This is a genomic window from Sagittula sp. MA-2, assembly GCF_030126985.1.
In the GTDB taxonomy this organism is placed as follows: Bacteria; Pseudomonadota; Alphaproteobacteria; order Rhodobacterales; family Rhodobacteraceae; genus Sagittula.
On record NZ_CP126145.1, the window covers coordinates 2,100,978 to 2,123,922 of the forward strand.

Below are 22,945 nucleotides of genomic sequence, written 5' to 3' on the forward strand. Positions count from 1 at the left end.
ACGGGGGTTCCACGCCCCCGCCACAGGGGACGCCAACACGCCCCGAGACCGACAGGAGAGCTCTATGAAGACCCTTTCGACCCTATTGGGCACGGCGCTTGCGCTTCTGCCCCTCACCGCCAGCGCCGAACGCGGCAGCGACGGAGAACTGCGTATCCTGTACTGGCAGGCGGCGTCTTCGATGAACCCCTACCTTTCGGGTATTGCCAAGGAGGTGGAGGCCGCCTCGCTTGTGCTGGAACCTCTGGCGCGCTTCTCGGAAACCGGGGAACTGGTGCCGATCCTCGCGGAAGAAATCCCCACGGTCGAGAACGGTGACGTGTCGGAGGATCTGACCTCTATCACCTGGACGCTGCGCGAGGGGCTGACATGGTCCGACGGCACGCCCGTCACCGCCGCCGACGCGGTCTTCACCTGGGAATACTGTGTCGACGAGGAAAGCGGTTGCGCCGCCCTGCAACAATTCGACGGCGTGGCAGAGGTCGTCGCGGTGGACGACCGCACCATCGAGGTGAGGTTCACCGAGCCCAAACCCTACCCCTACGCCGCCTTCGTCAGCTCCGAGGCACCGATCCTCCAGCGTGCACAGTTCGAGAACTGCACCGGCGCGCGGGTCTCCCAGTGCACGGATGAGAACACCCATCCCATCGGCACCGGCCCCTACGTGGTCGAGGATTTCCGCGCCAACGACATCATCACCTACTCGATGAACCCGGAATACCGTGACCCGGACAAACCTGCCTTCGCACGCGTCACGCTCAAGGGCGGCGGCGATCCCAACGCCTCGGCGCGCGCGGTGCTCCAGACCGGCGAAGTAGACTACGCTTGGAACCTGCAGCTTCCGCCCGACGTGCTGGACGCCATGAGCGACGGCCCGGGCGAGGTGATCACCAGCAACGGTTCGGCTGTGGAGTTCCTGTTCCTCAACCAGACCGACCCCAACCCCGAGCTTGGCGATGCACGCTCCACCGTGGAGGGCGGCCCGCACCCGTTCCTCACCGATCCGCGCGTGGGCAAGGCGCTGTCTCTGGCTATCGACCGGACGCTGATCGCAGAGAACCTCTATGGCGATTCCGGCATTCCCGGCTGCGCGGTGGTCCCTGCCCCGGACCTCTACAAGTCCGACGCAAATGACGACTGCGTCACGCAGGACATCGAGGCCGCGAAGGCCCTGCTGGAGGAGGCCGGCTGGACCGACACCGACGGCGACGGCATCCGTGACAAGGATGGGATGAAACTCTCGATCCTCTACCAGACCTCCACCAACGGCGTGCGGCAGGACAGCCAGTCGCTGATCAAGGCATGGTGGGAAGAGCTGGGCGTCGAGACGGAGCTGCGCAATATCGACGCCTCTGTCTTCTTCGGCGGCGACCCGGGTTCGCCCGACACCCGCCAGAAGTTCTACACCGATGTGCAGATGTACACCGACAACTCCAAGGGGCAGGACCCGGAGGCCTTCCTCGGCAACTGGAGCTGCGCCAACATCCCGAGCCCCGCGACCCAGTGGCAGGGCAACAACATCCAGCGCTTCTGCTCGGAGGAGTACGAGGCACTGATCGCCGAGTTCCGCACCGCCGCCTCGCTTGAGGAACGCGGACGCATCGCGCGCGAGATGAACGACATGCTGGTCGAATCCTACACGATCATCCCGCTGATCCACCGCAGCATCCTGTCGGGCAAGGCCAAGACGCTCGAAGGCGTGCGGATGAACAGCTGGGACAGCCAGATCTGGAACATCGCCGACTGGTATCGCGCGGACTGACAGGCCAAAGCGCCGGAAAGCCCCGGGTCACCGCCCGGGGCTTTTTTCATGCCTGCAGGTCGCGGGCGGCCGTATCTTCAGCTCCGGTCGCGGCGCTGCCCGTCCGGGGACAACCCGGACGGCGGGATCAGGCCGTCCTCCGTCGCCACGTCACTGAAATCCTCCAGTCCGGCGAACCGCGCCGAGCGGACCGTCCCGAACTTCGACCGGTCCGTGACCAGCACACTGCGTGCGGCGCGGCGCATCGCGAGCCGCTTCAACCCCGCCTCGCGGAAGGTGGTGCAGGTCACGCCCAGTGCCGCATCCACACCTGCCGCCGACATGAAGGCCAGGTTGACGGCATAGGCGTCGAGCGTGCCGTCCTCCTCCACCGGGTAGAACGAGGCGGTGGCCGGATGGTAGACGCCGCCCAGCAGCACCAGCTTGACGTCCGGCTTGCGCACCACGAGATCCGCGATGTTCAAAGCATAACAAATAACTGTCAGCTTCATATCGGAGGGGATGGCGTGGATCAGGTGCGGCAGGGTTGTGCCGCAGTCGACAAAGATCGTGGCCTCCGGTTCCAAGAGCGGCAGGCAGGCCTCGCAGGCGGCGCGCTTGGCGTCCTGGTTCACCTCTGCCGCGTCGGACAGGTCGTAGGGTGCGCGCCGCACCGCGTCCTGCGACAGGACGATGTGCCCCCCCAGAAACTGCAGCATTTCCGGGTTTTCGCGCACGTCGCGCCGCACCGTCATCTCGGACACGTCGAGGCTTTCCGCCGCGTCGCGCACGTGCAGCGGTCCCTGTTTCATGACCGCATCCCGAAGCCACAACGCGCGGGCCTCCTTGCGGCTTGCGGGCAACCCGCGGGAGTCGGTCTGGGTCATCGTCACACCCCGGCAATTCACTATGTTAAGATCGTAACAAAATGGGGTTGCAGAAACAACAAGATCAACGCATCCTGCTGAAAAGTTTCCATCGAGATTCGCGGCAAGCGGACGCGTGGAGACATGGAGGGAAGATTGTGAAAACAGAGGTCACGACCCTGCCTGCCGCCGCGCCGGTGGCGCATTCGCGCAACGACGGCATGGCGCTGGACATGGCCGCCGTGCGCGCTGTCCAGGTCAACACCGAGGCGAGCATCCGCCGCACCGCCAGCCTGCCGGGCCGCCGCGCCGTCAAGGGTGACGCGCAAAGCGCGTGGCTCCTTAAGGCGGTGACCTGCATCGACCTGACCACGCTTAACGGCGACGATACGGAGGGCCGTGTCCGCAGGCTTTGCGCCAAGGCGGCGCAGCCGGTCCGCCCGGATATCCTCGAAGCGCTCGGCATGGCCGACCGCCGCATCACCACGGGCGCGGTCTGCGTCTACCACCGCTTCGTCGCCACCGCCGTCGATGCGCTGCAAGGCACCGGGGTGCCTGTCGCCGCCGTGTCCACCGGCTTTCCGGCCGGGCTTGCGCCGCATCACACCAAGCTGGCCGAGATCGAGGCCTCCGTCGCCGACGGCGCGCAGGAGATCGACATCGTCATCACCCGCGAACATGTGCTGACCGGCAACTGGCAGGCGCTCTATGACGAGATGCGCGACTACCGTGCCGCCTGCGGCGATGCGCACGTCAAGGCGATCCTCGCCACCGGCGACCTCAAGACCCTGCGCAACGTCGCCCGTGCCAGCCTCGTCTGCATGATGGCGGGCGCCGACTTCATCAAGACCTCTACCGGGAAAGAGGGCGTGAACGCCACCCTGCCCGTGTCCCTGACGATGGTCCGTGCAATCCGCCAGTACCGTGAGATGACCGGAGCGAAGGTCGGCTACAAGCCCGCCGGCGGCGTGTCGAAGGCCAAGGATGCGCTCGTCTACCTCGCGCTGATGAAAGAGGAACTGGGTCTCGACTGGGTACAGCCCGACCTCTTCCGCTTCGGCGCCTCGTCGCTTCTGGGCGACATCGAGCGCCAGCTCGAACACCGCGTGACGGGGGCCTACAGCGCCGCCATACGCCACCCGATCGGATGACCAGATGACAGTCGCGAGCTTTTTCGACAGCATGGATTACGCCCCCAGCAAAGAGGACGACAGCGCCGCGCGCGCCTGGCTCGCCTCTCATGACGCCCGCTTCGGCCACTTCATCGACGGCGCCTTCACGAAGCCGGGCGACGGCTTCGACACGATCGAGCCCGCAACCGGCGCGCGTCTGGCGCAGGTGTCCCAAGGGACTGGCGCTGATGTGGACGCGGCTTTCAAGGCGGCGCGCAAGGCTCAGAAGGGCTGGGCCGCCCTGCCCGGTCACGAACGCGCGCTGAAGCTATACGCGCTTGCGCGGATCATCCAGCGGAACTCCCGCCTGATCGCGGTGGTCGAGGCGCTCGACAACGGCAAACCGATCCGCGAGACGCGCGACATCGACGTGCCCCTCGCCGCGCGGCACTTTTACCACCACGCGGGCTGGGCGCAGATCCAGGAGAGTCAGTTCGCCGCTTACGATCCGGTGGGCGTCGTGGGCCAGGTGATCCCATGGAACTTCCCGTTCCTGATGCTCGCATGGAAACTGGCCCCCGCGCTGGCGCTGGGAAACACGGTGGTCCTGAAACCGGCCGAGGCGACGCCGCTGACAGCGCTGCTGTTCGCGGAACTGGCGCAGACGGCGGGGCTGCCCGCAGGTGTGCTGAACATCGTCACCGGCGACGGCGAGACCGGCGCGCTGATCGCGGCCCACGAGAGCGCCGACAAGGTCGCCTTCACCGGTTCGACCGAGGTCGGGCGCCGCATCCGCGAGGCGACAGCCGGTCAGGGCAAGTCGCTGACGCTGGAACTCGGCGGGAAGTCCCCTTTCATCGTCTGTGACGACGCCGACATCGACGCGGCGGTCGAAGGTGTGGTCGACGCCATCTGGTTCAACCAGGGCCAGGTCTGCTGCGCAGGTTCGCGTCTTTTGGTGCAGGAAGGCGTTTCCGATGTCTTCCATGCCCGGCTGGCCGAGCGGATGAAGACGCTGCGCATGGGCGCCTCCCTCGACAAGACCATCGACATGAGCGCGGTGATCGACGGCCCGCAGCGGGACCGCATCGCAGGCATGGTCGACCGTGCAGTGGCCGCCGGTGCCACGCTGCTGCAATCCGGTGAGGTGCCGGCCAAGGGCAGCTACTACCCGCCCACCGTACTGCGCGACGTGCCCGCCACCTGCGAGGCCGCGACCGAGGAAATCTTCGGCCCCGTCGCCGTATCCATGACCTTCCGCACCCCTGCCGAGGCGATGCAACTGGCCAACCACACCCGCTACGGCCTGGCTGCCAGCGTCTGGAGCGAGAACATCAACCTCGCGCTGGAACTGGCCGCGCAGGTGCAGGCGGGCATCGTCTGGGTCAACTGCACCAACGTGATGGACGCGGGCGTGGGCTTTGGCGGCGTCAAGGAAAGCGGTTTCGGTCGCGAGGGCGGGCGTGAGGGTTGCTACGACTACCTCAAGCCGCGCGCCTTCGCCAAGGCCGCCGAGCGCAAGGCCGTCACATACGCCACCGCGAAGGGGTTCAGCTTTGACCCGGTGGACCGGACGGCAAAGTTCTTCATCGGCGGCAAGCAGGCGCGGCCCGACGGCGGCACCGCACGCCCCGTTGTGGGCGCCAAGGGCACCGTTCTGGGGGAAGTCGGCGAAGGCAACCGCAAGGACGTGCGCAACGCCGTCGAGGCAGCGCGCGGCGCGGCCAGCTGGGGCGGCAAGACCCAGCACAACCGGGCGCAGATCCTCTACTACATGGGCGAGAACCTCTCGGCTCGTGCCGACGAGTTTGCCGAGCGCCTGAGCGCGCAGACCGGCATCAAGGCGGACAAGGCACGGGCCGAGGTCGCGGCCAGCGTCTCGCGGCTCTTCACCTATGGCGCATGGGCCGACAAGGTCGAAGGCACCGTCCACATGCCACCGATGAAGGGGCTGGCGCTGGCAGTGCCCGAACCCATCGGCGTAGCAGGCGTGATCTGTCCGGAGGAAAGCCCGCTTCTCGGGTTCGTCTCCACCGTGGCGCCGCTGATTGCGACCGGGAACCGCGTGGTGGCGATCGCCTCCGAGGCGCATCCGCTGTCCGCCACCGACTTCTACCAGGTGCTGGAAACCTCCGACCTGCCGGGCGGCGTGCTGAACATCCTCACGGGCAGCGCGCAGACGCTGGGCCGCGAACTGGCGAAACACAACGATGTCGACGTGCTCTGGGCCTTCACCACGCCGGAGCTGTCGGCAGAGGTGGAGCGGCTGTCCATCGGCAACCTCAAGCGGGTCTTCACCGACCACGGGCGCGCCTGGGACTGGACCAGCGCAGAGGCAGAGGGCGAGGTCTTCCTGAGGCAGGCCACGCAGATCAAGAACATATGGGTGCCCTACGGGGAATAAGGGAACCACAGCGCCGCCTTGGGAGGGGCGGCGCACGGGGGAGGACACGACATGGCAGAGCAGAAGGGCATCGCGATCCTGGGGATCTACGTTGCCGATACCGCCTATCTCGCCGGACGCATGCCGAAGATCGGAGAGACGATCTCCGGCTCGGGTTTCTCGCTGGGACCGGGCGGCAAGGGATCGAACCAGGCGGTGGCGGCGGGGCGTGCCGGGGCCGATGTGAGCTTCATCTCGAAGATCGGCGACGACCCATTCGGCAAGATGGCGCTGGAGATCTACGAGGAAACCGGCGTGACCGCGAAGGTCGAGGTGATGCCCGACATGCCCTCCGGCGCGGCCTTCATCTTCGTCAACGACCAGACCGGCGAGAATGCGATCATCGTCTACCCCGGCGCTGCGGGCACCATCTCCGTCGCTGATGTGGAGGCGCAGCGGGACGTGATCGAGGGTGCAAAGGTCTTCGTCACCCAGCTTGAGCAGCCCGCCGACGCCGCACTTGCTGCCCTCACCATGGCGAAGGCGGCGGGCGTGACCACGGTCTTCAATCCTGCCCCTGCCAATCCCTTCGACGACGCCTGCTACGCGCAGACCGACTACTTCGTCCCGAACGAAAGCGAGGCCGCGGCTATCGTCGGCTTCGACATCGCGTCCGAAGAAGATGCCCGCCGCGCCGGAGAGATCTTTGTCGAGCGCGGGGTCGGCACGGCGCTGATCACGCTGGGCGACAAGGGTGTCTACATCCACGGCCAGGGTCTCAGCACCCGCATTCCCGCCATGACCAACGCCGCCGTCATCGACACCGCCGGCGCCGGCGACGCCTTCATCGGCGGTTTTGCGGCGGCACTGTCCGAAGGCCGCGGGGTCGAGGACGCGGTCCGCATGGGCTGCGCCACGGCAGGCATCGCCGTGACCCGCCGCGGCACCGCCCCCGCCATGCCCTCCCGCGCGGAAATCGACGCCCTGCTGGGAGAGACCGCATGACCCGCGACGATCCGGTCAAGCACCTGTTCCTCTGGCCGGCGTTCCTCGTGGTTCTGGCCATCGCGATCTTTCCGCTGATCTACTCACTGGCCAACAGCTTCATGTCGCTGCGGCTTGTGCCGCCGATGCCCGCGCGGTTCGTGGGCGTCGACAACTATACCGACCTGCTGGGCAACCCGCGGTTCTGGCAGACGGTGAAGACCACCTCGATCATCGCCTTCACCTCGGTCGCGCTGCAGTTCGTGATCGGCTTCGGCATCGCACTGGCACTGGCCAAACGGGTCCGGGGCGTGGAGTTCTTCCGCATCACCTTCCTGATGCCGATGCTGGTGGCGCCGGTGGCCGTGGCGCTGATCGCCCGCCAGATCCTTAACCCCACCATGGGGCCGCTCAACCAGGTGGCCACCTTCTTCGGCTTCCCCAACCTGCCCTACCTGACAGAATCGCACTGGGCGCTGGGGTCGCTGATCGCGGTCGAGATCTGGCAGTGGACGCCCTTCGTGATCCTGCTGCTGCTCGCCGGTCTTCAGGGTCTGCCCGACGACGTCTACGAGGCGGCGGAGCTTGAGAACGCCTCCCCCTGGCAGCAGTTCTGGGGCATCACCTTCCCGATGATGCTGCCCATCTCGGCGGCGGTGATCTTCATCCGCATCGTGGAGAGCTTCAAGATTATCGACACGGTCTTTGTCATGACCGGCGGGGGCCCGGGCGTGGCCACCGAGACGCTGACGCTGTTCGCCTACCAGGAGGGCTTCAAGAAGTTCAACCTTGGCTACACCTCGGCGCTGTCCTTCCTGTTCCTCGCGGTGGTGTTGATCCTCAGCCTCGTCTACCTCGCCCTGCTGAAACCCTGGCTGGAGAAGTACAAATGAGCGTGCGTGACCTGCACGGCCCGCGCCGCTGGGTCGCCTTCGCCCTTTGCTGCGCGTGGTTCGCCTTTACCGTCTTCCCGCTCTACTGGGTCGCGATCACGTCACTCAAGACGCCGCCCGACGTGGTGGGCGGTCCGACCTACCTGCCCTTCGTCGACTTCCAGCCGACGCTGAAGGCCTGGCGGGAGCTGCTCTCCGGCATCCGGGGCGAGTTCTATTCGAACTTCTGGTCCTCGACCATCGTGGCGGTATCCTCGTCGGTGCTGGCCACGCTGCTGGGCGCCATGGCGGCCTATGCGCTGGTGCGTTTCCCCTTCCGGGTGAAGCTGCTGTCGGGGATCCTGTTCTTCGCCGTGGCCATGGGGGGCTTCCTGCTCGGCCGCGACGTGGTGGGCCTGCCGCCTGCCACCGCCTCGATCATCGCCTTCTGCGTGGCACTGGCGCTGTCGGTGCTGGCCAACCGCTTCCCGCTGCCGGGCAAGGTGATGAACAACGACGACATCGTCTTCTGGTTCGTCAGCCAGCGCCTGTTCCCGCCCATCGTCGTGGCCTTCGCTCTGTTCCTGCTCTACTCGGAGATGGGCAAGCTGGGCTTCAAGCTGACCGACACCTACATCGGCCTGACGCTCGCCTATGTCGCCTTCTCGCTGCCCATCGTGGTCTGGCTGATGCGCGACTTCATCTCGGCCCTGCCGCTCGAGGTCGAGGAGGCCGCGCTGGTCGACAACGTGCCGCAATGGCGGATCTTCTTCGGGATCGTGCTGCCGATGTGCCGCCCCGGCCTGATCGCCACCTTCGTCATCACGCTGGCCTTCACCTGGAACGAGTTCCTCTTCGCGCTCTTCCTGACCAACTCGGAATGGCAGACCCTGCCCGTCCTGATCGCTGGTCAGAACAGCCAGAGGGGCGATGAATGGTGGGCCATCTCCGCCGCAGCCCTCGTCGCCATCATTCCGATGGTCATCGCGGCCGGGCTTCTTGGGCGCCTGATGCGCTCGGGCCTGCTGAGCGGCGCCGTCAAGTAGACTTAACAATGCCCCGGAGGAGGGGCGAATTTCCAAGGGAGGAAATAACATGCTGAAATCGTTGAAACTCTCGGTCGGGGCGCTGGCCCTGAGCACGGGGGCGGCGCTGGCCTGCTCGCCCGACTTCACGGGCGTCGAGATCACCGCGACCACCCAGACCGGCCCCTACATCGCCTCGGCCCTGACACAGGCCGCCGAAGCCTGGCAGGAAAAGACCTGCGGCACCGTCAAGGTCGTCGAGTTCCCCTGGTCCGAGCTCTATCCCAAGATCGTCACCACGCTGGCCGCGGGCGACGACTCCTTCGACGTGATCGCCTTCGCTCCCGCCTGGGCGCCGGACTTCACGCCATTCCTGACGGAGATGCCCGCCAAGTTCCAGGAAGGCGAGGCATGGGAAGACATCGCGCCGGTATACCGTGAACAGCTGATGGTCTGGAACGACAAGGTCCTGTCGCAGACCATGGACGGCGACGTGCACACCTACACCTACCGCATCGACCTCTTCGAGGACGAGGCGAACAAGACCGCATTCAAGGAGAAGTACGGCTACGACCTCGCTCCGCCGAAGACCTGGGCCGAGTACCTCGATATCGCCGAGTACTTCCAGGACAACGTCGAAGGCGTCTACGGCACGGCCGAAGCGTTCCGCCGCGGCGGCCAGCAGTTCTGGTTCCTCTTCTCCCACGTGGCAGCCTACGCCAGCCACCCGGACCTTCCCGGCGCCATGTTCTTCGACCCGGAAACCATGGACGCGCAAGTGAACAACCCGGCATGGGTCCGCGGCCTCGAAGAGTACATCCGCGCCTCCAAGCTGGCACCGCCGTCGGCGCTGAACTTCTCCTTCGGCGAGGTCAACGCCGCCTTCGCGGGCGGCCAGGTCGCCCAGTCCATCGGCTGGGGCGACACCGGCGTGATCGCGGCGGACCCGGCGCAGTCCACCGTTGCGGGCAACGTCGGCTCTGCCGTGCTCCCGTCCTCGACCGAGGTCTACAACTACAAGACCGGCGAGTGGGACACCTTCGAGGAACCCGTCGACACCTCCTTCATGGCGTTCGGCGGCTGGCAGGCGGCGGTTCCGCAGTCCTCCAAGAACCAGGAAGCGGCGTGGGACTTCATCTCCACCCTCTCCAGCCCCGAGGTTTCGGGCAAGGCCACCGTCACCGGCGGCACGGGCGTGAACCCCTACCGGATCTCGCACACCACCGACATGGAGCGCTGGTCCACGCTGTTCTCCGAGCGCGAGGCGCAGGAATACCTGGGCGCCCAGCGTGAGGCGGTGACGGCGGACAACGTCGCGCTCGACATGCGTCTGCCTGGCTACTTCTCGTACACCGAGATTCTCGAGATCGAGCTGAGCCGCGCGCTGGCAGGAGAAGTCACCCCGCAGGAGGCGCTGGACACCGTGGCCGAAGGCTGGAACGAGCTGACCGACCAGTTCGGCCGCGACGCACAGCTTGCCGCCTACCGGGCCTCCATGGGCCTGCCGCAGAAGTAACCCGTCGGGGGCGGCCTTATGCGGGCCGCCCCTTTCGCGACATTCGGAAAGACCCCCACATGGCAACCATTTCGCTGAACGGCGTGACGAAATCCTACGGCGACCTGCAGGTCATCCCTCCGATGGACCTCGAGATCCGCGACGGAGAGTTCGTCGTGCTCGTCGGGCCTTCGGGCTGCGGCAAGTCCACCACGCTGCGGATGATCGCGGGCCTCGAAACCGTCACCAGCGGCGCCATGCACATCGGCGACCGCGAGGTCACGCACCTGCGCCCCGGCCTGCGCAACTGCGCCATGGTGTTCCAGAGCTACGCGCTTTACCCGCACATGACCGTGCGCGAGAACATCGGCTACGGCATGAAGGTGCGCCGCACGCCCAAGGCGGACGCCGCCAAGGCCATCGACAACGCCGCGCGCATCCTGAACCTGACCGACTATCTCGACCGCAAGCCCGCGGCCCTCTCGGGCGGCCAGCGCCAGCGCGTTGCCATCGGCCGCGCCATCGTGCGGGACCCCGATGTCTTCCTCTTCGACGAACCGCTGTCGAACCTCGACGCCAAACTGCGCGTCGAGATGCGGGTCGAGATCAAGCAGCTTCACCGCCGGCTCAAGACCACCATGGTCTACGTCACCCACGATCAGGTCGAGGCGATGACCATGGCCGACCGCGTGGTGGTTCTCCGCGACGGGCTGATCGAACAGGCCGCCGACCCGATCACGCTTTACGAACGGCCCGCCAATGCCTTCGTGGCCGAGTTCATCGGCGCGCCCAGCATGAACATGCTCGACGGCCGGATCGAGGGTGCGGGCGACACCCTGCGCTTCGTGGGTACCGAGGGCCTCACCTTCGAGATTCCCGCCGAACGCACCGCCACGCTTGCGCCGCTTGTCGGCCAGGACTGCCTGCTGGGCATCCGCCCCGAACATACCGCAGAGGGCGAAGGAGGCATCGGCGTCACCGTCGAGGTCGTCGATATCGAACCGCTCGGGCCGCACACGCTGGTGATCGGCCAGGTCGGCGACCGCAAGTTCACCGGCCAGGCCCGCGCCGATACGCCCACCCGGCCCGGGGACCATGTGCCGATCCGCTTCGATCCCGCCAAGCTGCATTTCTTCCGCGCCAGCGACGGCGCCGCCATCCGCGAGGACACCGCATGACCGCTTCCACCGACAGGATCATCGCGCTCGAGGCCTTCGAGCACGTCCACCCCGACCGCGTCGCCGATTACGAGGCCGCAAGCCAGGCTATCGACGACAAGGTCCGCGAGACCGAACCGGGGATGCTGGTCCACGCACTGACCGTGCACGCCCGCGCCGAGGATCTCGTGACCTACCGCTGGCTGGAGGTCTTCACCGATCTCGCCGCGCTCGAGGCGCATTTCGCCAGCCCGCACGTCAAGGCCCACGGTGCGCACCTGAACGGCAACGGCATCCTGTTGTCTCCGGTCGAGATCGTGCTCTACGTCGACTGGTCCGATGAGGAAAAGGCCGAGATCAACCAGCGCCTCGGCGGCGCCCTCACCTTTGCCGAGGTCCGCTCAGGCTTCTACCGCCCCGACTGAGGGCCGGTCCTCAGACCAGCCCCTCCATCTCCGCCAGGATATCCTGCGCGCTGTTGTAGAGCCGCGCGTAGATGGGCATCATCCGGTCGTAGACCTCCGCCCAGGCGGGATCGGGCTGCACCTCGTCGGCAAAGCGCACCATCTTCGCGGCCGCCGCCTTCAGGTCCGGTGCATCGCCCGTCGCCACAGCCATCAGCATCGCCGCGCCCACGACGCCGCATTCCAGTTCTTCGGGGACGAGGTAGGGCACACCGTACATGCTTGCCTTGATCCGCAGCCAGAGGGCGTTCTTCGCGCCGCCGCTCGCCGCCACGATCCGCTCGGGCCGCCCCTGCCCGCCCTGCAGCCCGTCGAGCTTTTGGCGGACGGAAAAGGCAACCCCCTCCAGCACGGCACGGTGCAGCTCCGGAAGTCCGTGGCTGGCCGTCAGGCCGAAGAACTGCGCTCGGCTGCGCGGGTTGAAACGTTCACCGGACAGGTACGGCAGGAAGAACAGCACGCCCGACCCCGCCACCGCCTGCGCCGCATCCTCCGCGATCCGGGCATAGCTGCGGTCGTTGCCATGAAAGGCACGCCGCGCCCACCGCACCGCGTCGCCTCCGGCGTCGAGCAGCGTCATGGCCCCCCAGTCGCCGCCCGCCGACATCACGTTCGAGATCTCCGGATCGATGACCGGCTTGTCATGTGTCAGGGTGATGATCGTCGAGGTGCCGGTCACGTCCGATCCCATGCCGGGCCCGATCACGCCCGAGCCGAGCAGCGCCATGGGGTAATCGCCCGCGCCCACCAGCACCGGGATTGCGGCGTCGAGGCCAAGCGCCTGCGCCACCTCCGGCAGCAGCGGCCCGAGGATGTCCCCGGCATCCTGCAGCGGTGGCAGCAGCGAGGGATCCACCCCGGTCATCCGGCACAACGCCTCCGACCAGTCGCGGCTGCGCCAGTCCATAAGGAAGGACAGCGAAGCCTCCGTCCGGTCCTGCGCAAGCTGTCCGGTGAGGCACAGGTTGATCCAGTCCTTCGGCATCAGGACCGTCGCGGTCCCTGCCATGGCCTGCGGGTCGTGTTCCGCGATCCATGCGAGCTTGAAGGCGGGCCAGGCGGTCGCGGGCATGTTCGCGGCGATGTCGAGGTACGCGCCCTGCCCGACACGGCCCGAGAATGCCTCCACCTGCGGCGCGGTGCGCTTGTCGTTCCACAACGGGGCGGTATCGCGGGTCAGTTGGCCGCTCCCGTCCACCAGGACCGTGCCGTGCATCTGCCCGCAAGTGCAGATCGCCGCAACCCGGTCTGCAGCGCCGTCGACATCGGCCAGAACCGCACGGATGGTGTCCTGCGTGCCCTGCCACCAATCGGCGGGGCGCTGCTCCGACCAGCCGAACTGTGGAACGATCTGCTCGTGCTCGCGGTGGGCAAAGGCAAGGATGCGCCCGTCGCGCCCGACCAGAGCAGAACGCAGCCCGCCGGTGCCCACATCGATGGCCAGATACAGGTCGCGCATGGTCTCTCCTCCGCTTGCGGGCTTCTCCCTGACAGGCAGAGTGCCGACGCGCACTGGCGCGCGCAAGCTGTATGGGTAGAAAAACTACGATATCGTAGCCAGTGGCAGGCGGGCAAAGCGTCAGTGCAATTGACATCCAATGCCCTAGAAACGGACCAATCTTACACTCAAAGCCCGAAACCGGTCTGCGCCGCCCACATGGAGAGACAGGCACAGCCTTGCCAAATCGACGCGTCCCCCGTTACAGATGTAGTTAAACTACCTATCAGCCGAGAGTCCCGCCGATGTATCAGCCCCCGACCGCCCACGTCATCGATCCGTCGACCGGGCACCTGAGCGCAGCCACCGGGCGGTATGAAAAACGCCTGTCGGACCTTGCGGGCCTCTATGAGGACGCTCAGGCTTTCGAGACGCTCAAGGTCGAGGACCCGGACCGCATCGTCTACGTCGTGCACGAGGTAAGGCCGCAGCAGGCGTCCGGCGACCTGATCTTCGGGACCACATGGATGCAGCCGGGGCGCGTCGGGCGCGAGTTTTTCATGACGCGCGGCCATATCCATGCCACCGGCAACCGTCCCGAAACCTACTACGGCGAAAGCGGCGAAGGCGTCATGCTGCTGGAAAGCCCTGAGGGCGAGACGCGGGTCCTGGAGATCCGCCCGCGCGTGATGGTCTACGTCCCCCCGATGTGGATCCACCGCTCCGTCAACACCGGGCTGCAGCCGCTGGTGATGAGCTTCTGCTACCCCAGCGACAGCGGGCAGGACTACGGCATCATCGAACGCTCGGGCGGTATGGCGAAACGCATCGTCGCCGGGCCGGAAGGCTGGGAGGCCGTCGACAACGCCGCCTACCGCCCGCGCACCCGCGCAGAAATCGACGCCGTTCTGGCCACCGCCGCCTGACGTGTACGATGGCAGTCCCCATGCAGCGAGGCACCATGACCCCGGCCCAGAAACCGACCTTCTACTTCATCGGCGTCACCACCGGCGCCTCGTCGATCATGCGGGTTTTTCCGAAGTGGGCCGCGCACCTCGGCCTGGGCGACGTCGCGATCAAGGGCATCGACCTGAAACCGCACGACACGGTGGAAAGCTACCGGGCGGTGACGCGCTTCATCAAGGAGGACCCGCTCAGCCTCGGCGCGCTGGTGACGACCCACAAGCTCGATCTCTATGCCGCCTGCGCCGACCTCTTCGACGAAATCGACCCGCACGCGCGCCTGATGGCCGAAACCTCCTGCCTGTCGAAGCGCAACGGACGGTTGATTTGCCATGCGAAGGACCCGATCTCTTCCGGTCTCGCTCTCGACGGGCTCCTCCCTACGAACCATTTCGCCGACACAGGGGCGGAGCTTCTGTCGATGGGCGCAGGCGGTTCGACCATCGCGCTGACCTGGCACCTTGCGCAGCCGTCACGCGGCGCCAACCGGCCCGCGCGGATCGTCGTCACCGACCGCACACAGCCCCGTCTCGACCACATCCGCGCGTTCCACGAGGCGTCGGGCTGCGACGTTCCCTGCGACTACGTGCTGGCAGACCGACCCGAGGACAACGATGCGCAGATGAAAACGCTGCAGCCCGGCTCGGTCGTGGTGAACGCGACCGGGCTGGGCAAGGATGCCCCCGGCTCTCCGCTGACCTTCGACGGCCCCTTCCCGCATGGCGGCATCGTGTGGGAGCTGAACTATCGCGGCGATCTCGTGTTCCTCGACCAGGCACGGGCACAACAGGCGGCGCGCGGCTTGCAGATCGAGGACGGCTGGACCTACTTCATCCACGGCTGGACGCAGGTCATTGCAGAGGTCTTCGACGTGCCGATCCCCACCTCGGGACCGGGGTTCGACGCCATCTCGCAGATTGCTGCGGAGGCGACGGGCCGCGTGGCCTCACAGCCCTGACAGGTGGTCGTGCCCTCCCGGGCGACGTCGCAAACACCTGAGAAAGAAAGCCACGATGCACAGCACGCCCACGCCGAACGACAACCTGCTGGAAGAGATCGTCCGCCTGCGGGACGACCTGCGCAAGTCCGACCGCCGTGTGGCCGAGGTCGTCCTCGACCGCCCCGAAGAGGTGGTGGCCATGACGCTCGCCCGGCTAGCCAAGGCAGCGGAGGTTTCCGAACCCACTGTCATCCGCTTCTGCACCGCGATCGGCTGCGAAGGGTTCCGTGACCTGAGGGTCAGGCTGGCGCGCAGCCTCGCCTTTGCCCGGACGACCTCTCACACCGCGATCAGCGACGCCGACGACCTGCCCGGCATCGTGACCAAGATCTTCGATTTCAACCTCTCGAACCTCAACTGGGCGCAGTCCCGGCTGGACGTGGAACGGATCGGTGCGGCGGTGGACCTGCTGGCCGCCGCGCAAAGGATCGAGTTCCTGGGCTTCGGTGCATCCGGCATCGTGGCGCGCGACGCGCAACAGAAGTTCCCGCTGTTCGGCGTGCCCTGCGGCGCGCCCTCCGATGCCCACCAGATGTTCATGACCGCCGGCATGCTGCAACCGGGCGATGCAGCGGTGGCAATTTCCAACACCGGCCAGACGCGTGAGATTGTGTCGGCGATGGCCACGGCCCAGGCGCGGGGGGCGGCGACGGTGGGCATCACCGGGCAGGCGGAAAGCCCCCTCACCCGCCATTGCGATGTGACGCTGGTGGTCGAGACGCTGGAGAACACGGATCTCTATACGCCCACGGTATCGCGACTGTCGCACCTCGTGGTGATCGACATACTTTCGACCGCCGTCAGCCTGCGCCGCGGCGATGCGCATCACGACAGGGTCGCCCGGATGAAGACCGAACTGGCGCGGCTGCGCGGCGGGCGTTGAACATACCGCCCGCACGTTCCCGCCAAGGGTCAGCGCGGTGCCATGTCCGCCAGTGTCGGCCGGGCGAGGAACTCGGGCGCAAAGATCATCTTGCAAAGCGGCGCGAAACGGGCCCTCAGCTTGTCCTCGTGCGCCTCGATCGACATATCCTGGACGCCGACGAAGACCTGAAAGGTGCTGAGCCAGACATCGAAGAACAGCTGTGCGATGTGCCGCGCGTCCCCCGCTGAACCGTCGTGCAGCGTCAGGCTGTAGCGTCCGAGAATGGCTTCGATCACACAGATCAGCGCAGCGTCGACGTCCTGAAACGACCGTGCGAATTCCGACTCCGAGTGACGGATTGCCGCTGCATTGGCGTAGCGCCAGATCCGCTTGCTGGCGATCTCCATCGTCTCGACCGAGATATCCATGAAGACCGTCATCAGGGTACTGAGGAAATCGACATCCGTGCGCGGCTCCATCACTTTGCTGTTGTCGCGGGCATGCTGCGCGCCTTCGGTGATCATCGCGATCAGGATGCCGTCCTTGTTGCCGAAGTAGTTGAAAACCGTCGGTGTCGACACGCCCGCGGCTTCGGCGATCTCGGCCATTGTCACGGCATCCACGCCCCTCTCGGAGAAGAGCGCGCGGGCCTGATCGAGGATCTCCTCGTGCCGCCTGGCCTTCTTGCGCGACCTCAGTCCGGTCGCGGGCCCCGCTCCGCCGGCGGCCTGTTCATCGTCTCTCATCGCCATGGTTTTCTTCGAGCTGTCCATCCGGAGATTTTTTTATATCATATATTTTTTTATTGACTAAAACTTTGTGACGATTGCAATCATGGTGCCAGACCGGTTCGGGGGTGGGTTTCGTTCATGATCCTGCGCGCTCCGACAGTTCGTTTCCGTCGTGTCCCTCCGGGAGGGCTGGACATGACCGGGCGATCTTATGTCAGGCCTCCGCCGGATTCCAATCGGCGGGGCGGCGCGCGGGGCAATCGGAGAACGGGCAATCGTCGACAGGTCCCATGCACGAGAGGAGAAACGCATGAGACATCTGAACCACCTGACGGCGACGTTCACCGCCGCGGCCATTGTGGTAGGCCTTTGCGGCACTGCCACAGCCCAGACCGCCGATCCCGACCGCTGGCTGACCCGACCATGATCGAGGCACGCGCCAGCATGTTCCTGCCCTCGCTCAACTACCTGACGTTCCAGCACATGGACCAGATGTTCGCGACGCGCACCGTCGCCGCCGGAAGCGAGACATGGGCGCTGCCGGAGAACCCGATCCCGCTCGACGGCGAGTACACGATCCTGGGCGAGACCTACGATCTCGAAGGCGCGCTCGAACGGACGCGGGCCAACGCGCTGGTGGTGCTGAAGGACGGCGCCATCGTGCACGAGACCTATCGCAACGGCAGCGGCCCGGACACGCGCTTCCTGACCTTCTCGGTCGCGAAGTCCTACACTTCGACACTGATCGGTTTCGCGCTGGAGGACGGGCTGATCGACAGCCTCGACGACAAGGTCACGAAGTACCTGCCCGAGATGGAAGGCTCCGGCTAGGACGGGCCGACGGTGCGCGACGTGCTGCGGATGCGGTCCGGCGTGGCATGGGAGGAACGCTACGAGTTCGGCAGCGAGACGCAGCTGACCACGGTCCACGACAACGCGCTGGTGGGCTACAAGTACCGCTGGTGCGACTACGCCGCGAACGAGTCGGAGAAGGGCGAGACGGCGCCCGACGAACGGTTCAACTACGCCACGCTCGACACCAGCGTGCTGGGCTGCATCGTGGAACGGGTCACCGGCCGCACCGGGGCGGAGTACATGAGCGAGAAGCTCTGGCAGCCGATGGGAGCGGAATACGACGCCTACTGGATCATGGACGGGCCGGACGACGTGGGTCGCGAATTCTACGGTGCTGGCCTTGCCTCCACCGCGCGCGACCATGCGCGCTTCGGCCAGATGTTCCTTCAGGACGGTATGGCCAACGGCAAGCAGGTGGTGCCCGCCGACTGGGTGAAGGAGGCCACCGTTCCCGACGAGGGCTACGAGCCGGTCGCACCCGGCGAACCGGTGGGCTACCAGTACCAGTGGTGGACCGACGGGGGCAGCGACGTGTTCATGGCGCTCGGCCTGCACCACCAGTTCATCCGAGTCGATCCGGCCAACAACATCGTCATCGTCAAGATCAGCTACACGCAGGAACCCGTTGGCCGGGACCAGGAAAACGAGGAACTCTTCGCCCAGATCACGGCCAAACTGACTCAGTGAGGCAAGGCGAATGGGCCCCCGGGCCTGTCCGAACGCAATACACTGGCCGGGCTGGAACGGCGGACGCGCCCCGGGAACAGGGCGCGCCTGTTGGAGCGGGCGGCAAGCTGCGTCGGTTCAAGCGCAAACGCAGTTGAGACGGCTATCACCGGGTGCCGCTTGGCCTGCGCAGCCTTGACGATCCAGGGGTTCAGTCCACGGCTTCGCGCGCCGCCTCTCTCCGACCATTGAAAACAGTCCTTCCGTTCACCCCATCCGGATCAGCAAGCCCAGCACGTCCGAGCGATGGATCATGCCCGCGACGTGGCCCTGATCCAGAACCGGGAACAGCCGGTGCGGCAGATCGAGGAACATCTCCGCCACGCGGATGACCTCGTCGTCGATATCGACGGTCACCACTTGGGCAGACATGTGATCGCGCACCAGCCCTGTCCAGTCCCGGTGATAGCTGGCGTGCAGCGCGGGTCGGAAGCAGTCTTTCTGGGTCAGGATGCCGACTAGGCGCCCATCGTCCGTCATAACGGGGGCAGCGGCGGATTTCGTTTCCACCAGGATGGCAACCGCGCGGCGCATGGGCATGTCGGGCGCAAGCGTGGGCACCTCGTGCCGAAGGATGCTCCGGATGCGGTAGGCGGTCACGATCCGACCTCCGACTGCACCTGCGCCGCGCGCCGCCGCAGCGGGCAATCGGCGCAGCGTCCGCCGGGCAGTCCCTCTGCCGCGCCGCAGCTGGTGCGCACGGGTTTGCCGCCGAATATCAGCCCGAGCCCGATGCCGCAGGCGGCGAGCGTCACGGTGATCACGGCAAGGAGGATTTCCATGGCCAATGCCTTTCGCTCAGAGGATCATGTCATCGATGGCGCCGGTTCGGATCTGGCTCAGCGCGCCAGCGTCCTCCAGCAGGAACAGCGCCGCGAGGTTCCGGGCGCGGGCGATCCCGGGCCCCCGCTCCTCGCCCGCCGCCAGCAGAGCGGTGGCCCAACCGTCGGCACTCATGGCGTCCGGTGCGACCACCGACACGGCGCGCAGGCGGCCCGCCACCGGCGCCTCCGCGCGCGGATCGATCACGTGGCTGTAGCGCATGCCCCCCAGCGCATAGCTTTGCACGCCGGTTCCGGACGTGGCGACCGCGGCGCCGTCGGGCAGGCGCAGGGTGGCGGGTGACGGCGCACCGGGGAACGGCGCATCGACCGCGACCCGCCAGTCCCGGCCGGTCGGGTGGTTGCCCCGCCCCGACAGCTCTCCGCCCAGATCGAACAGCGCGTCCGTGAACCCGGCCTCGCCCATCAGGACCATAGCGCGGTCCAGCGCCCAGCCCTTGGCAATGCCGCAAAGGTCGAGCGTCAGGTCGGCCCGCCGCTTGGTGATGCTCTCCGCGCTGACGGACAAGGCCCGCCAGTCCGGCGCACCGCCGCTGACCGGGCCAAATCCCCAGCGCGCCACCAGCGGCCCCACGGTCGGATCGAAGGCGCCCTCGCTTTGTCGGGAAATCTCCACCGCGGCAGACGCGACGTGGCACAGCGCGGGATTGTCCCCCTCTGTGCCGCTGGCGTTGAACCTGCTGATCGCGCTGTCGGGCCGCCATGGTGAAAGCTGCCGGTCGATCCGGGCAAAGAGCGCCTCGATCTCGGGCGCGAGCCGTGCAAGCCCCTGCCCCTCCGGCGCGCTCACACGCCAGCCCGTGCCGAACGCCCGGCCGCTCAGCGTCTCGACCCCGCCGCCTGCCGCAAGGGCCATGCGTGGCAGAACGCAGGCGCTGCCGATCAGGCCAAGGGCCGCGCGGCGGGTGGGTTCCTGAAGGCGTTTCATCATCTCAGGCTCCGAAATCGTCGTAAAAGATTTGCTCGGGTTCAACGCCGAGCCGGTCGAGCGTGGACAGCACCGCCGAGATCATCACCGGCGGGCCGCAGAGGTAGTACTCACATTCCTCGGGCGCAGGGTCGGCGCTCATCTCGCGGCGCAGGATGTCGTGGACGAACCCCGTAGCCCCCAGCCAGCGGTCGCCCGGTGCCGGATCCGACAAGGCCGGTGTCCAGCTGAAGTTCGGATGCTCGGCGGCCAGCCGGTGGAATTCGTCGGTGTAGAACAGGTCGGCGGCAGAGCGCGCACCATAAAAGTAGCGGATGCGCCGCTGCGTGCCACGCCCCAGTTGCTGGTGGATCATCGCACGCAGAGGCGCCATGCCCACGCCCCCGCCGACAAAGACCATCTCTCGGTCGGTGGGCTTGACATGGAACTCGCCGAAGGGCCCGGACAACGTGATCCTGTCGCCCGGCTTCAGCGAGAACATCCACGACGAGACACAGCCCGGCGGCACCTCCTCCTCCCGTCCTGCAGGCGGCACGGCGAGGCGGATGTTGAAAACGGCGCGCCCTGTGTCCTCCGGCCGGGTGGCAAGCGAATAGGCGCGTGTCACCTCCGCCCCGGACTGCGATCTCAACCTACGCCAGCCCGCGATGTCCCAGGCCTCTGCGAACTCTGCCGGCACGTCGAGCGTCGCGAAATCGAGGCTGTAGGGCGGCGCGGTGACCTGCATGAAATCGCCGGCGAGGAACTCCGTCGGATGGTCGGGCGGCAGGTCCACCACGATCTCGCGGATCAGCGGGGCAAGCATCCGGGTCGAGCGCACCATGCAGGTCACGCCGCCCCCGGCACTGAGTATGTCGTCCGGCACGGTCACCGCGCAATCGCCGCGCAGCCGGGTCTGGCAGGCCAGCCGGACATGGGCGCGCCGTTCCTTGGGAGACAGGACGCCCCGTTCCGTCGCCTGCGGTTCGCCCGCGCCCTCGCCCTCCACCGTCACGCGGCAGAGCCCGCAGGTCCCCGATCCGCCACAGGCGGCGGGCAGACCGATACCCGCGTTGTGCAGCACTCCCAGCAGCTTGTCGCCCCGCTTTGCCGTCAGGTGGGTCGTGGCGTTCACCAAAACGTCCAGCCCGGTGTCAGGCACCAGCCGCCGCCGCAGGACCACGAGTCCCAGGCTCATCCCCACCACCAGCAGCACGATCACGGCGCTTCCAAGCACAACCTCCGTCATTGCGACGCCGCCATCTGTGCGAAGGAGGCAAAGCCCAGCGACATCAGTCCAGTGAGGACAAAGGCAATGCCCAGCCCGCGCAGCCCCGCAGGCAGGTCGGCATAGGCCAGCCGCGTTCGGATCGCGGCCAGCATCGCCACCGCCAGCGCGAAACCGACCCCGCTGCCCAGCCCGAAGAAAGTCGATTGCGCCAAGGTGTAGTTGCGCTCCACCATGAAGAGGCTCCCGGCGAGTATCGCGCATTGCACCGTCAGGAGCGGCAGGAAGACCCCGAAAGCCGCGTGGATCGCGGGCACAAAGCGGTCGAGCAGCATCTCGAGCAGTTGCACGGATGCGGCGATGACCCCGATGAAGGCGATGAGCGACAGATAGGACAGGTCGATCTCCGGCATCCCGGCCCAGCCCCAGGCGCCCGGCGCCAGCAGGTAGCGATAGACGATGTGGTTCAACGGCACCGTCAGCCCCATCACCCCGACCATCGCGATGCCCAGCCCCAGCGCCGCCTCGGGTTTCTTCGACAGCGCAAGGAAGGTGCAGAGGCCCAGGAACAGCGTCAGGGGCATGTTGTCGACGAAGGCCGACATCAGGAACAGGTTCCACAGATCGGTCATTCGGTCACCTCCGCTCTGCCCGGCGGCGTGTGCTCCGGCGCCTCGGCCTGCTCCGGCAACACGCTGCGCACCGTCCAGACCAAGAGGCCCAGCAGGAAGAAGGCCGAGGGCGCCAGCAGCATCAGGCTGAGTGGCGTGAACCAGCCGCCCTCGCTGGCAAGCGGCAGGACGGTTGCGCCGAAGAGCTCCCCCTTGCCCAGCAGTTCGCGCAGCCCGCCGATCACCAGCAGCACCAGCGAATAACCCAGCCCGTTGCCGAAGGCGTCGATCATCGCGGGCAGCGGCGGGTGGCGGCGGGCATAGGCCTCCGTCCGGCCGAGGACGAGGCAGTTGGTGGTGATAAGACCCACGTAGACCGACAGCGCGCGGCTGATCTCGGCGAAATAGGCCTGCAAGACCTGGTCGATGACGATCACCAGCGAGGCGACGATGACGATCTGCACGATCAGCCGGATGGTGTCGGGAATATGCCGCCGGATCGTGCTGACGATGCCCGCTGCCAGCGTCAGCACCACCGTCAGGGCCACCGACATGGTCAGCGCCGTGGCGAGCGTCGTTGTCACCGCCAGCGCCGAGCAGATGCCGAGGATCTGCAGGATCACCGGGTTCTGGCGGATCAGCGGCTCGGTCAGCGTGGTCCATGAAGAGGTCCGTGCCAT

The 22,945-nt window shown here is 66.7% G+C and carries 21 protein-coding genes and 1 pseudogene; 13 read left to right on the plus strand and 9 right to left on the minus strand.

The features are described from left to right. Window positions 1-64 precede the first annotated feature (64 nt). Window positions 65-1,762, plus strand: a complete 1,698-nt coding sequence (locus tag QNI11_RS10200; RefSeq protein ID WP_283983322.1) for a peptide ABC transporter substrate-binding protein — start codon at window positions 65-67, stop codon at window positions 1,760-1,762. Window positions 1,763-1,839: 77 nt separating this feature from the next. On the opposite strand, the gene QNI11_RS10205 is transcribed toward QNI11_RS10200, so the two are convergent. Next, entirely contained in the window at window positions 1,840-2,553 is a 714-nt protein-coding gene (locus QNI11_RS10205; RefSeq protein ID WP_283983323.1) for a DeoR/GlpR family DNA-binding transcription regulator, read from the minus strand. A gap of 212 nt (window positions 2,554-2,765) precedes the next feature. Between QNI11_RS10205 and deoC the strand changes: the two genes are divergently transcribed. From deoC to QNI11_RS10245, 8 genes are read left to right on the plus strand one after another with little or no spacing between them, the layout of a single operon-like run. Further along, window positions 2,766-3,758, plus strand: a complete 993-nt coding sequence (deoC, locus tag QNI11_RS10210; RefSeq protein ID WP_283983324.1) for a deoxyribose-phosphate aldolase — start codon at window positions 2,766-2,768, stop codon at window positions 3,756-3,758. Between the two features lie 4 nt (window positions 3,759-3,762). After that, entirely contained in the window at window positions 3,763-6,123 is a 2,361-nt protein-coding gene (locus QNI11_RS10215) for an aldehyde dehydrogenase family protein (RefSeq protein ID WP_283983325.1), read from the plus strand. Between the two features lie 51 nt (window positions 6,124-6,174). After that, a complete protein-coding gene (locus tag QNI11_RS10220; RefSeq protein WP_283983326.1) occupies window positions 6,175-7,107 on the plus strand; it encodes a ribokinase in 933 nt (310 codons plus the stop codon). Next, a complete protein-coding gene (locus QNI11_RS10225) occupies window positions 7,104-7,979 on the plus strand; it encodes a carbohydrate ABC transporter permease (RefSeq protein ID WP_100930566.1) in 876 nt (291 codons plus the stop codon). The genes QNI11_RS10220 and QNI11_RS10225 overlap by 4 nt, the downstream gene beginning before the upstream one ends. After that, a complete protein-coding gene (locus QNI11_RS10230; protein ID WP_283983327.1) occupies window positions 7,976-9,004 on the plus strand; it encodes a carbohydrate ABC transporter permease in 1,029 nt (342 codons plus the stop codon). Before QNI11_RS10225 ends, QNI11_RS10230 begins: the two co-directional genes overlap by 4 nt. Before the next feature lie 49 nt (window positions 9,005-9,053). Continuing rightward, a complete protein-coding gene (locus tag QNI11_RS10235; RefSeq protein ID WP_100930564.1) occupies window positions 9,054-10,499 on the plus strand; it encodes an extracellular solute-binding protein in 1,446 nt (481 codons plus the stop codon). A 59-nt stretch (window positions 10,500-10,558) separates the two neighbouring features. Next, window positions 10,559-11,656 carry an ABC transporter ATP-binding protein gene (locus tag QNI11_RS10240; RefSeq protein WP_283983328.1) on the plus strand — a complete coding sequence of 366 codons (1,098 nt, stop codon included), beginning with the start codon at window positions 10,559-10,561 and terminating at the stop codon, window positions 11,654-11,656. Continuing rightward, window positions 11,653-12,060, plus strand: coding sequence for a putative quinol monooxygenase (locus tag QNI11_RS10245; RefSeq protein WP_283983329.1), 408 nt, complete (start codon window positions 11,653-11,655; stop codon window positions 12,058-12,060). Before QNI11_RS10240 ends, QNI11_RS10245 begins: the two co-directional genes overlap by 4 nt. 10 nt (window positions 12,061-12,070) lie before the next feature. Here QNI11_RS10245 and QNI11_RS10250 read toward each other — a convergent pair whose 3' ends face one another. Next, window positions 12,071-13,558: an FGGY-family carbohydrate kinase gene (locus QNI11_RS10250; RefSeq protein ID WP_283983330.1), complete on the minus strand. Its 1,488-nt coding sequence runs from the start codon at window positions 13,556-13,558 to the stop codon at window positions 12,071-12,073. Between the two features lie 284 nt (window positions 13,559-13,842). Here QNI11_RS10250 and QNI11_RS10255 point away from each other — a divergent pair, with 284 nt between their 5' ends. The 3 genes from QNI11_RS10255 to QNI11_RS10265 are packed head-to-tail and all read left to right on the plus strand — an operon-like array spanning window position 13,843 to window position 16,383. Further along, window positions 13,843-14,463 (plus strand): glucose-6-phosphate isomerase, encoded by a 621-nt coding sequence (locus QNI11_RS10255; protein ID WP_100930560.1) that lies wholly within the window; start codon window positions 13,843-13,845, stop codon window positions 14,461-14,463. 35 nt (window positions 14,464-14,498) lie between these two features. Further along, on the plus strand, window positions 14,499-15,458 hold the full coding sequence (locus tag QNI11_RS10260; protein ID WP_283983331.1) for a shikimate dehydrogenase: 960 nt from the start codon (window positions 14,499-14,501) through the stop codon (window positions 15,456-15,458). 55 nt (window positions 15,459-15,513) lie between these two features. Beyond that, window positions 15,514-16,383, plus strand: a complete 870-nt coding sequence (locus QNI11_RS10265) for a MurR/RpiR family transcriptional regulator (protein ID WP_283983332.1) — start codon at window positions 15,514-15,516, stop codon at window positions 16,381-16,383. Window positions 16,384-16,412: 29 nt separating this feature from the next. Here the strand turns inward: QNI11_RS10265 and QNI11_RS10270 are convergent, their stop codons facing one another. Beyond that, window positions 16,413-17,117 (minus strand): TetR/AcrR family transcriptional regulator, encoded by a 705-nt coding sequence (locus tag QNI11_RS10270; protein ID WP_283983333.1) that lies wholly within the window; start codon window positions 17,115-17,117, stop codon window positions 16,413-16,415. A gap of 471 nt (window positions 17,118-17,588) precedes the next feature. On the opposite strand from QNI11_RS10270, the pseudogene QNI11_RS10275 reads away from it, so the two are divergent. After that, a pseudogene (locus QNI11_RS10275) lies at window positions 17,589-18,638 on the plus strand (serine hydrolase domain-containing protein). Window positions 18,639-18,884: 246 nt separating this feature from the next. Here QNI11_RS10275 and QNI11_RS10280 read toward each other — a convergent pair. From QNI11_RS10280 to QNI11_RS10305, 6 genes are read right to left on the minus strand one after another with little or no spacing between them, the layout of a single operon-like run. Continuing rightward, entirely contained in the window at window positions 18,885-19,277 is a 393-nt protein-coding gene (locus QNI11_RS10280; protein WP_283983334.1) for a CBS domain-containing protein, read from the minus strand. Continuing rightward, window positions 19,274-19,459, minus strand: a complete 186-nt coding sequence (locus QNI11_RS10285; protein WP_100930555.1) for a hypothetical protein — start codon at window positions 19,457-19,459, stop codon at window positions 19,274-19,276. The genes QNI11_RS10280 and QNI11_RS10285 overlap by 4 nt, the downstream gene beginning before the upstream one ends. 16 nt (window positions 19,460-19,475) lie before the next feature. Continuing rightward, window positions 19,476-20,450: an FAD:protein FMN transferase gene (locus QNI11_RS10290; protein ID WP_283983335.1), complete on the minus strand. Its 975-nt coding sequence runs from the start codon at window positions 20,448-20,450 to the stop codon at window positions 19,476-19,478. 1 nt (window position 20,451) lies between these two features. Then, window positions 20,452-21,675, minus strand: a complete 1,224-nt coding sequence (nqrF, locus tag QNI11_RS10295; protein WP_283983336.1) for an NADH:ubiquinone reductase (Na(+)-transporting) subunit F — start codon at window positions 21,673-21,675, stop codon at window positions 20,452-20,454. After that, window positions 21,672-22,286, minus strand: coding sequence for an NADH:ubiquinone reductase (Na(+)-transporting) subunit E (gene nqrE / locus QNI11_RS10300; protein WP_283983337.1), 615 nt, complete (start codon window positions 22,284-22,286; stop codon window positions 21,672-21,674). Before nqrE ends, nqrF begins: the two co-directional genes overlap by 4 nt. Next, on the minus strand, window positions 22,283-22,945 hold the full coding sequence (locus QNI11_RS10305) for an NADH:ubiquinone reductase (Na(+)-transporting) subunit D (RefSeq protein ID WP_283983338.1): 663 nt from the start codon (window positions 22,943-22,945) through the stop codon (window positions 22,283-22,285). Before QNI11_RS10305 ends, nqrE begins: the two co-directional genes overlap by 4 nt.

Excerpts from the sequence above, each read along its gene's own strand:
- QNI11_RS10200 (WP_283983322.1), top strand. The coding sequence starts at position 65 with ATGAAGACCCTTTCGACCCTATTGGGCACGGCGCTTGCGCTTCTGCCC.
- QNI11_RS10205 (WP_283983323.1), bottom strand. The coding sequence starts at position 2,553 with ATGAAACAGGGACCGCTGCACGTGCGCGACGCGGCGGAAAGCCTCGAC.
- QNI11_RS10215 (WP_283983325.1), top strand. The coding sequence starts at position 3,763 with ATGACAGTCGCGAGCTTTTTCGACAGCATGGATTACGCCCCCAGCAAA.
- QNI11_RS10220 (WP_283983326.1), top strand. The coding sequence starts at position 6,175 with ATGGCAGAGCAGAAGGGCATCGCGATCCTGGGGATCTACGTTGCCGAT.
- QNI11_RS10225 (WP_100930566.1), top strand. The coding sequence starts at position 7,104 with ATGACCCGCGACGATCCGGTCAAGCACCTGTTCCTCTGGCCGGCGTTC.
- QNI11_RS10230 (WP_283983327.1), top strand. The coding sequence starts at position 7,976 with ATGAGCGTGCGTGACCTGCACGGCCCGCGCCGCTGGGTCGCCTTCGCC.
- QNI11_RS10235 (WP_100930564.1), top strand. The coding sequence starts at position 9,054 with ATGCTGAAATCGTTGAAACTCTCGGTCGGGGCGCTGGCCCTGAGCACG.
- QNI11_RS10240 (WP_283983328.1), top strand. The coding sequence starts at position 10,559 with ATGGCAACCATTTCGCTGAACGGCGTGACGAAATCCTACGGCGACCTG.
- QNI11_RS10245 (WP_283983329.1), top strand. The coding sequence starts at position 11,653 with ATGACCGCTTCCACCGACAGGATCATCGCGCTCGAGGCCTTCGAGCAC.
- QNI11_RS10250 (WP_283983330.1), bottom strand. The coding sequence starts at position 13,558 with ATGCGCGACCTGTATCTGGCCATCGATGTGGGCACCGGCGGGCTGCGT.
- QNI11_RS10255 (WP_100930560.1), top strand. The coding sequence starts at position 13,843 with ATGTATCAGCCCCCGACCGCCCACGTCATCGATCCGTCGACCGGGCAC.
- QNI11_RS10260 (WP_283983331.1), top strand. The coding sequence starts at position 14,499 with ATGACCCCGGCCCAGAAACCGACCTTCTACTTCATCGGCGTCACCACC.
- QNI11_RS10265 (WP_283983332.1), top strand. The coding sequence starts at position 15,514 with ATGCACAGCACGCCCACGCCGAACGACAACCTGCTGGAAGAGATCGTC.
- QNI11_RS10270 (WP_283983333.1), bottom strand. The coding sequence starts at position 17,117 with ATGGCGATGAGAGACGATGAACAGGCCGCCGGCGGAGCGGGGCCCGCG.
- QNI11_RS10285 (WP_100930555.1), bottom strand. The coding sequence starts at position 19,459 with ATGGAAATCCTCCTTGCCGTGATCACCGTGACGCTCGCCGCCTGCGGC.
- QNI11_RS10290 (WP_283983335.1), bottom strand. The coding sequence starts at position 20,450 with ATGATGAAACGCCTTCAGGAACCCACCCGCCGCGCGGCCCTTGGCCTG.
- nqrF (WP_283983336.1), bottom strand. The coding sequence starts at position 21,675 with ATGACGGAGGTTGTGCTTGGAAGCGCCGTGATCGTGCTGCTGGTGGTG.
- nqrE (WP_283983337.1), bottom strand. The coding sequence starts at position 22,286 with ATGACCGATCTGTGGAACCTGTTCCTGATGTCGGCCTTCGTCGACAAC.
- QNI11_RS10305 (WP_283983338.1), bottom strand. The coding sequence starts at position 22,945 with ATGGCACGGACCTCTTCATGGACCACGCTGACCGAGCCGCTGATCCGC.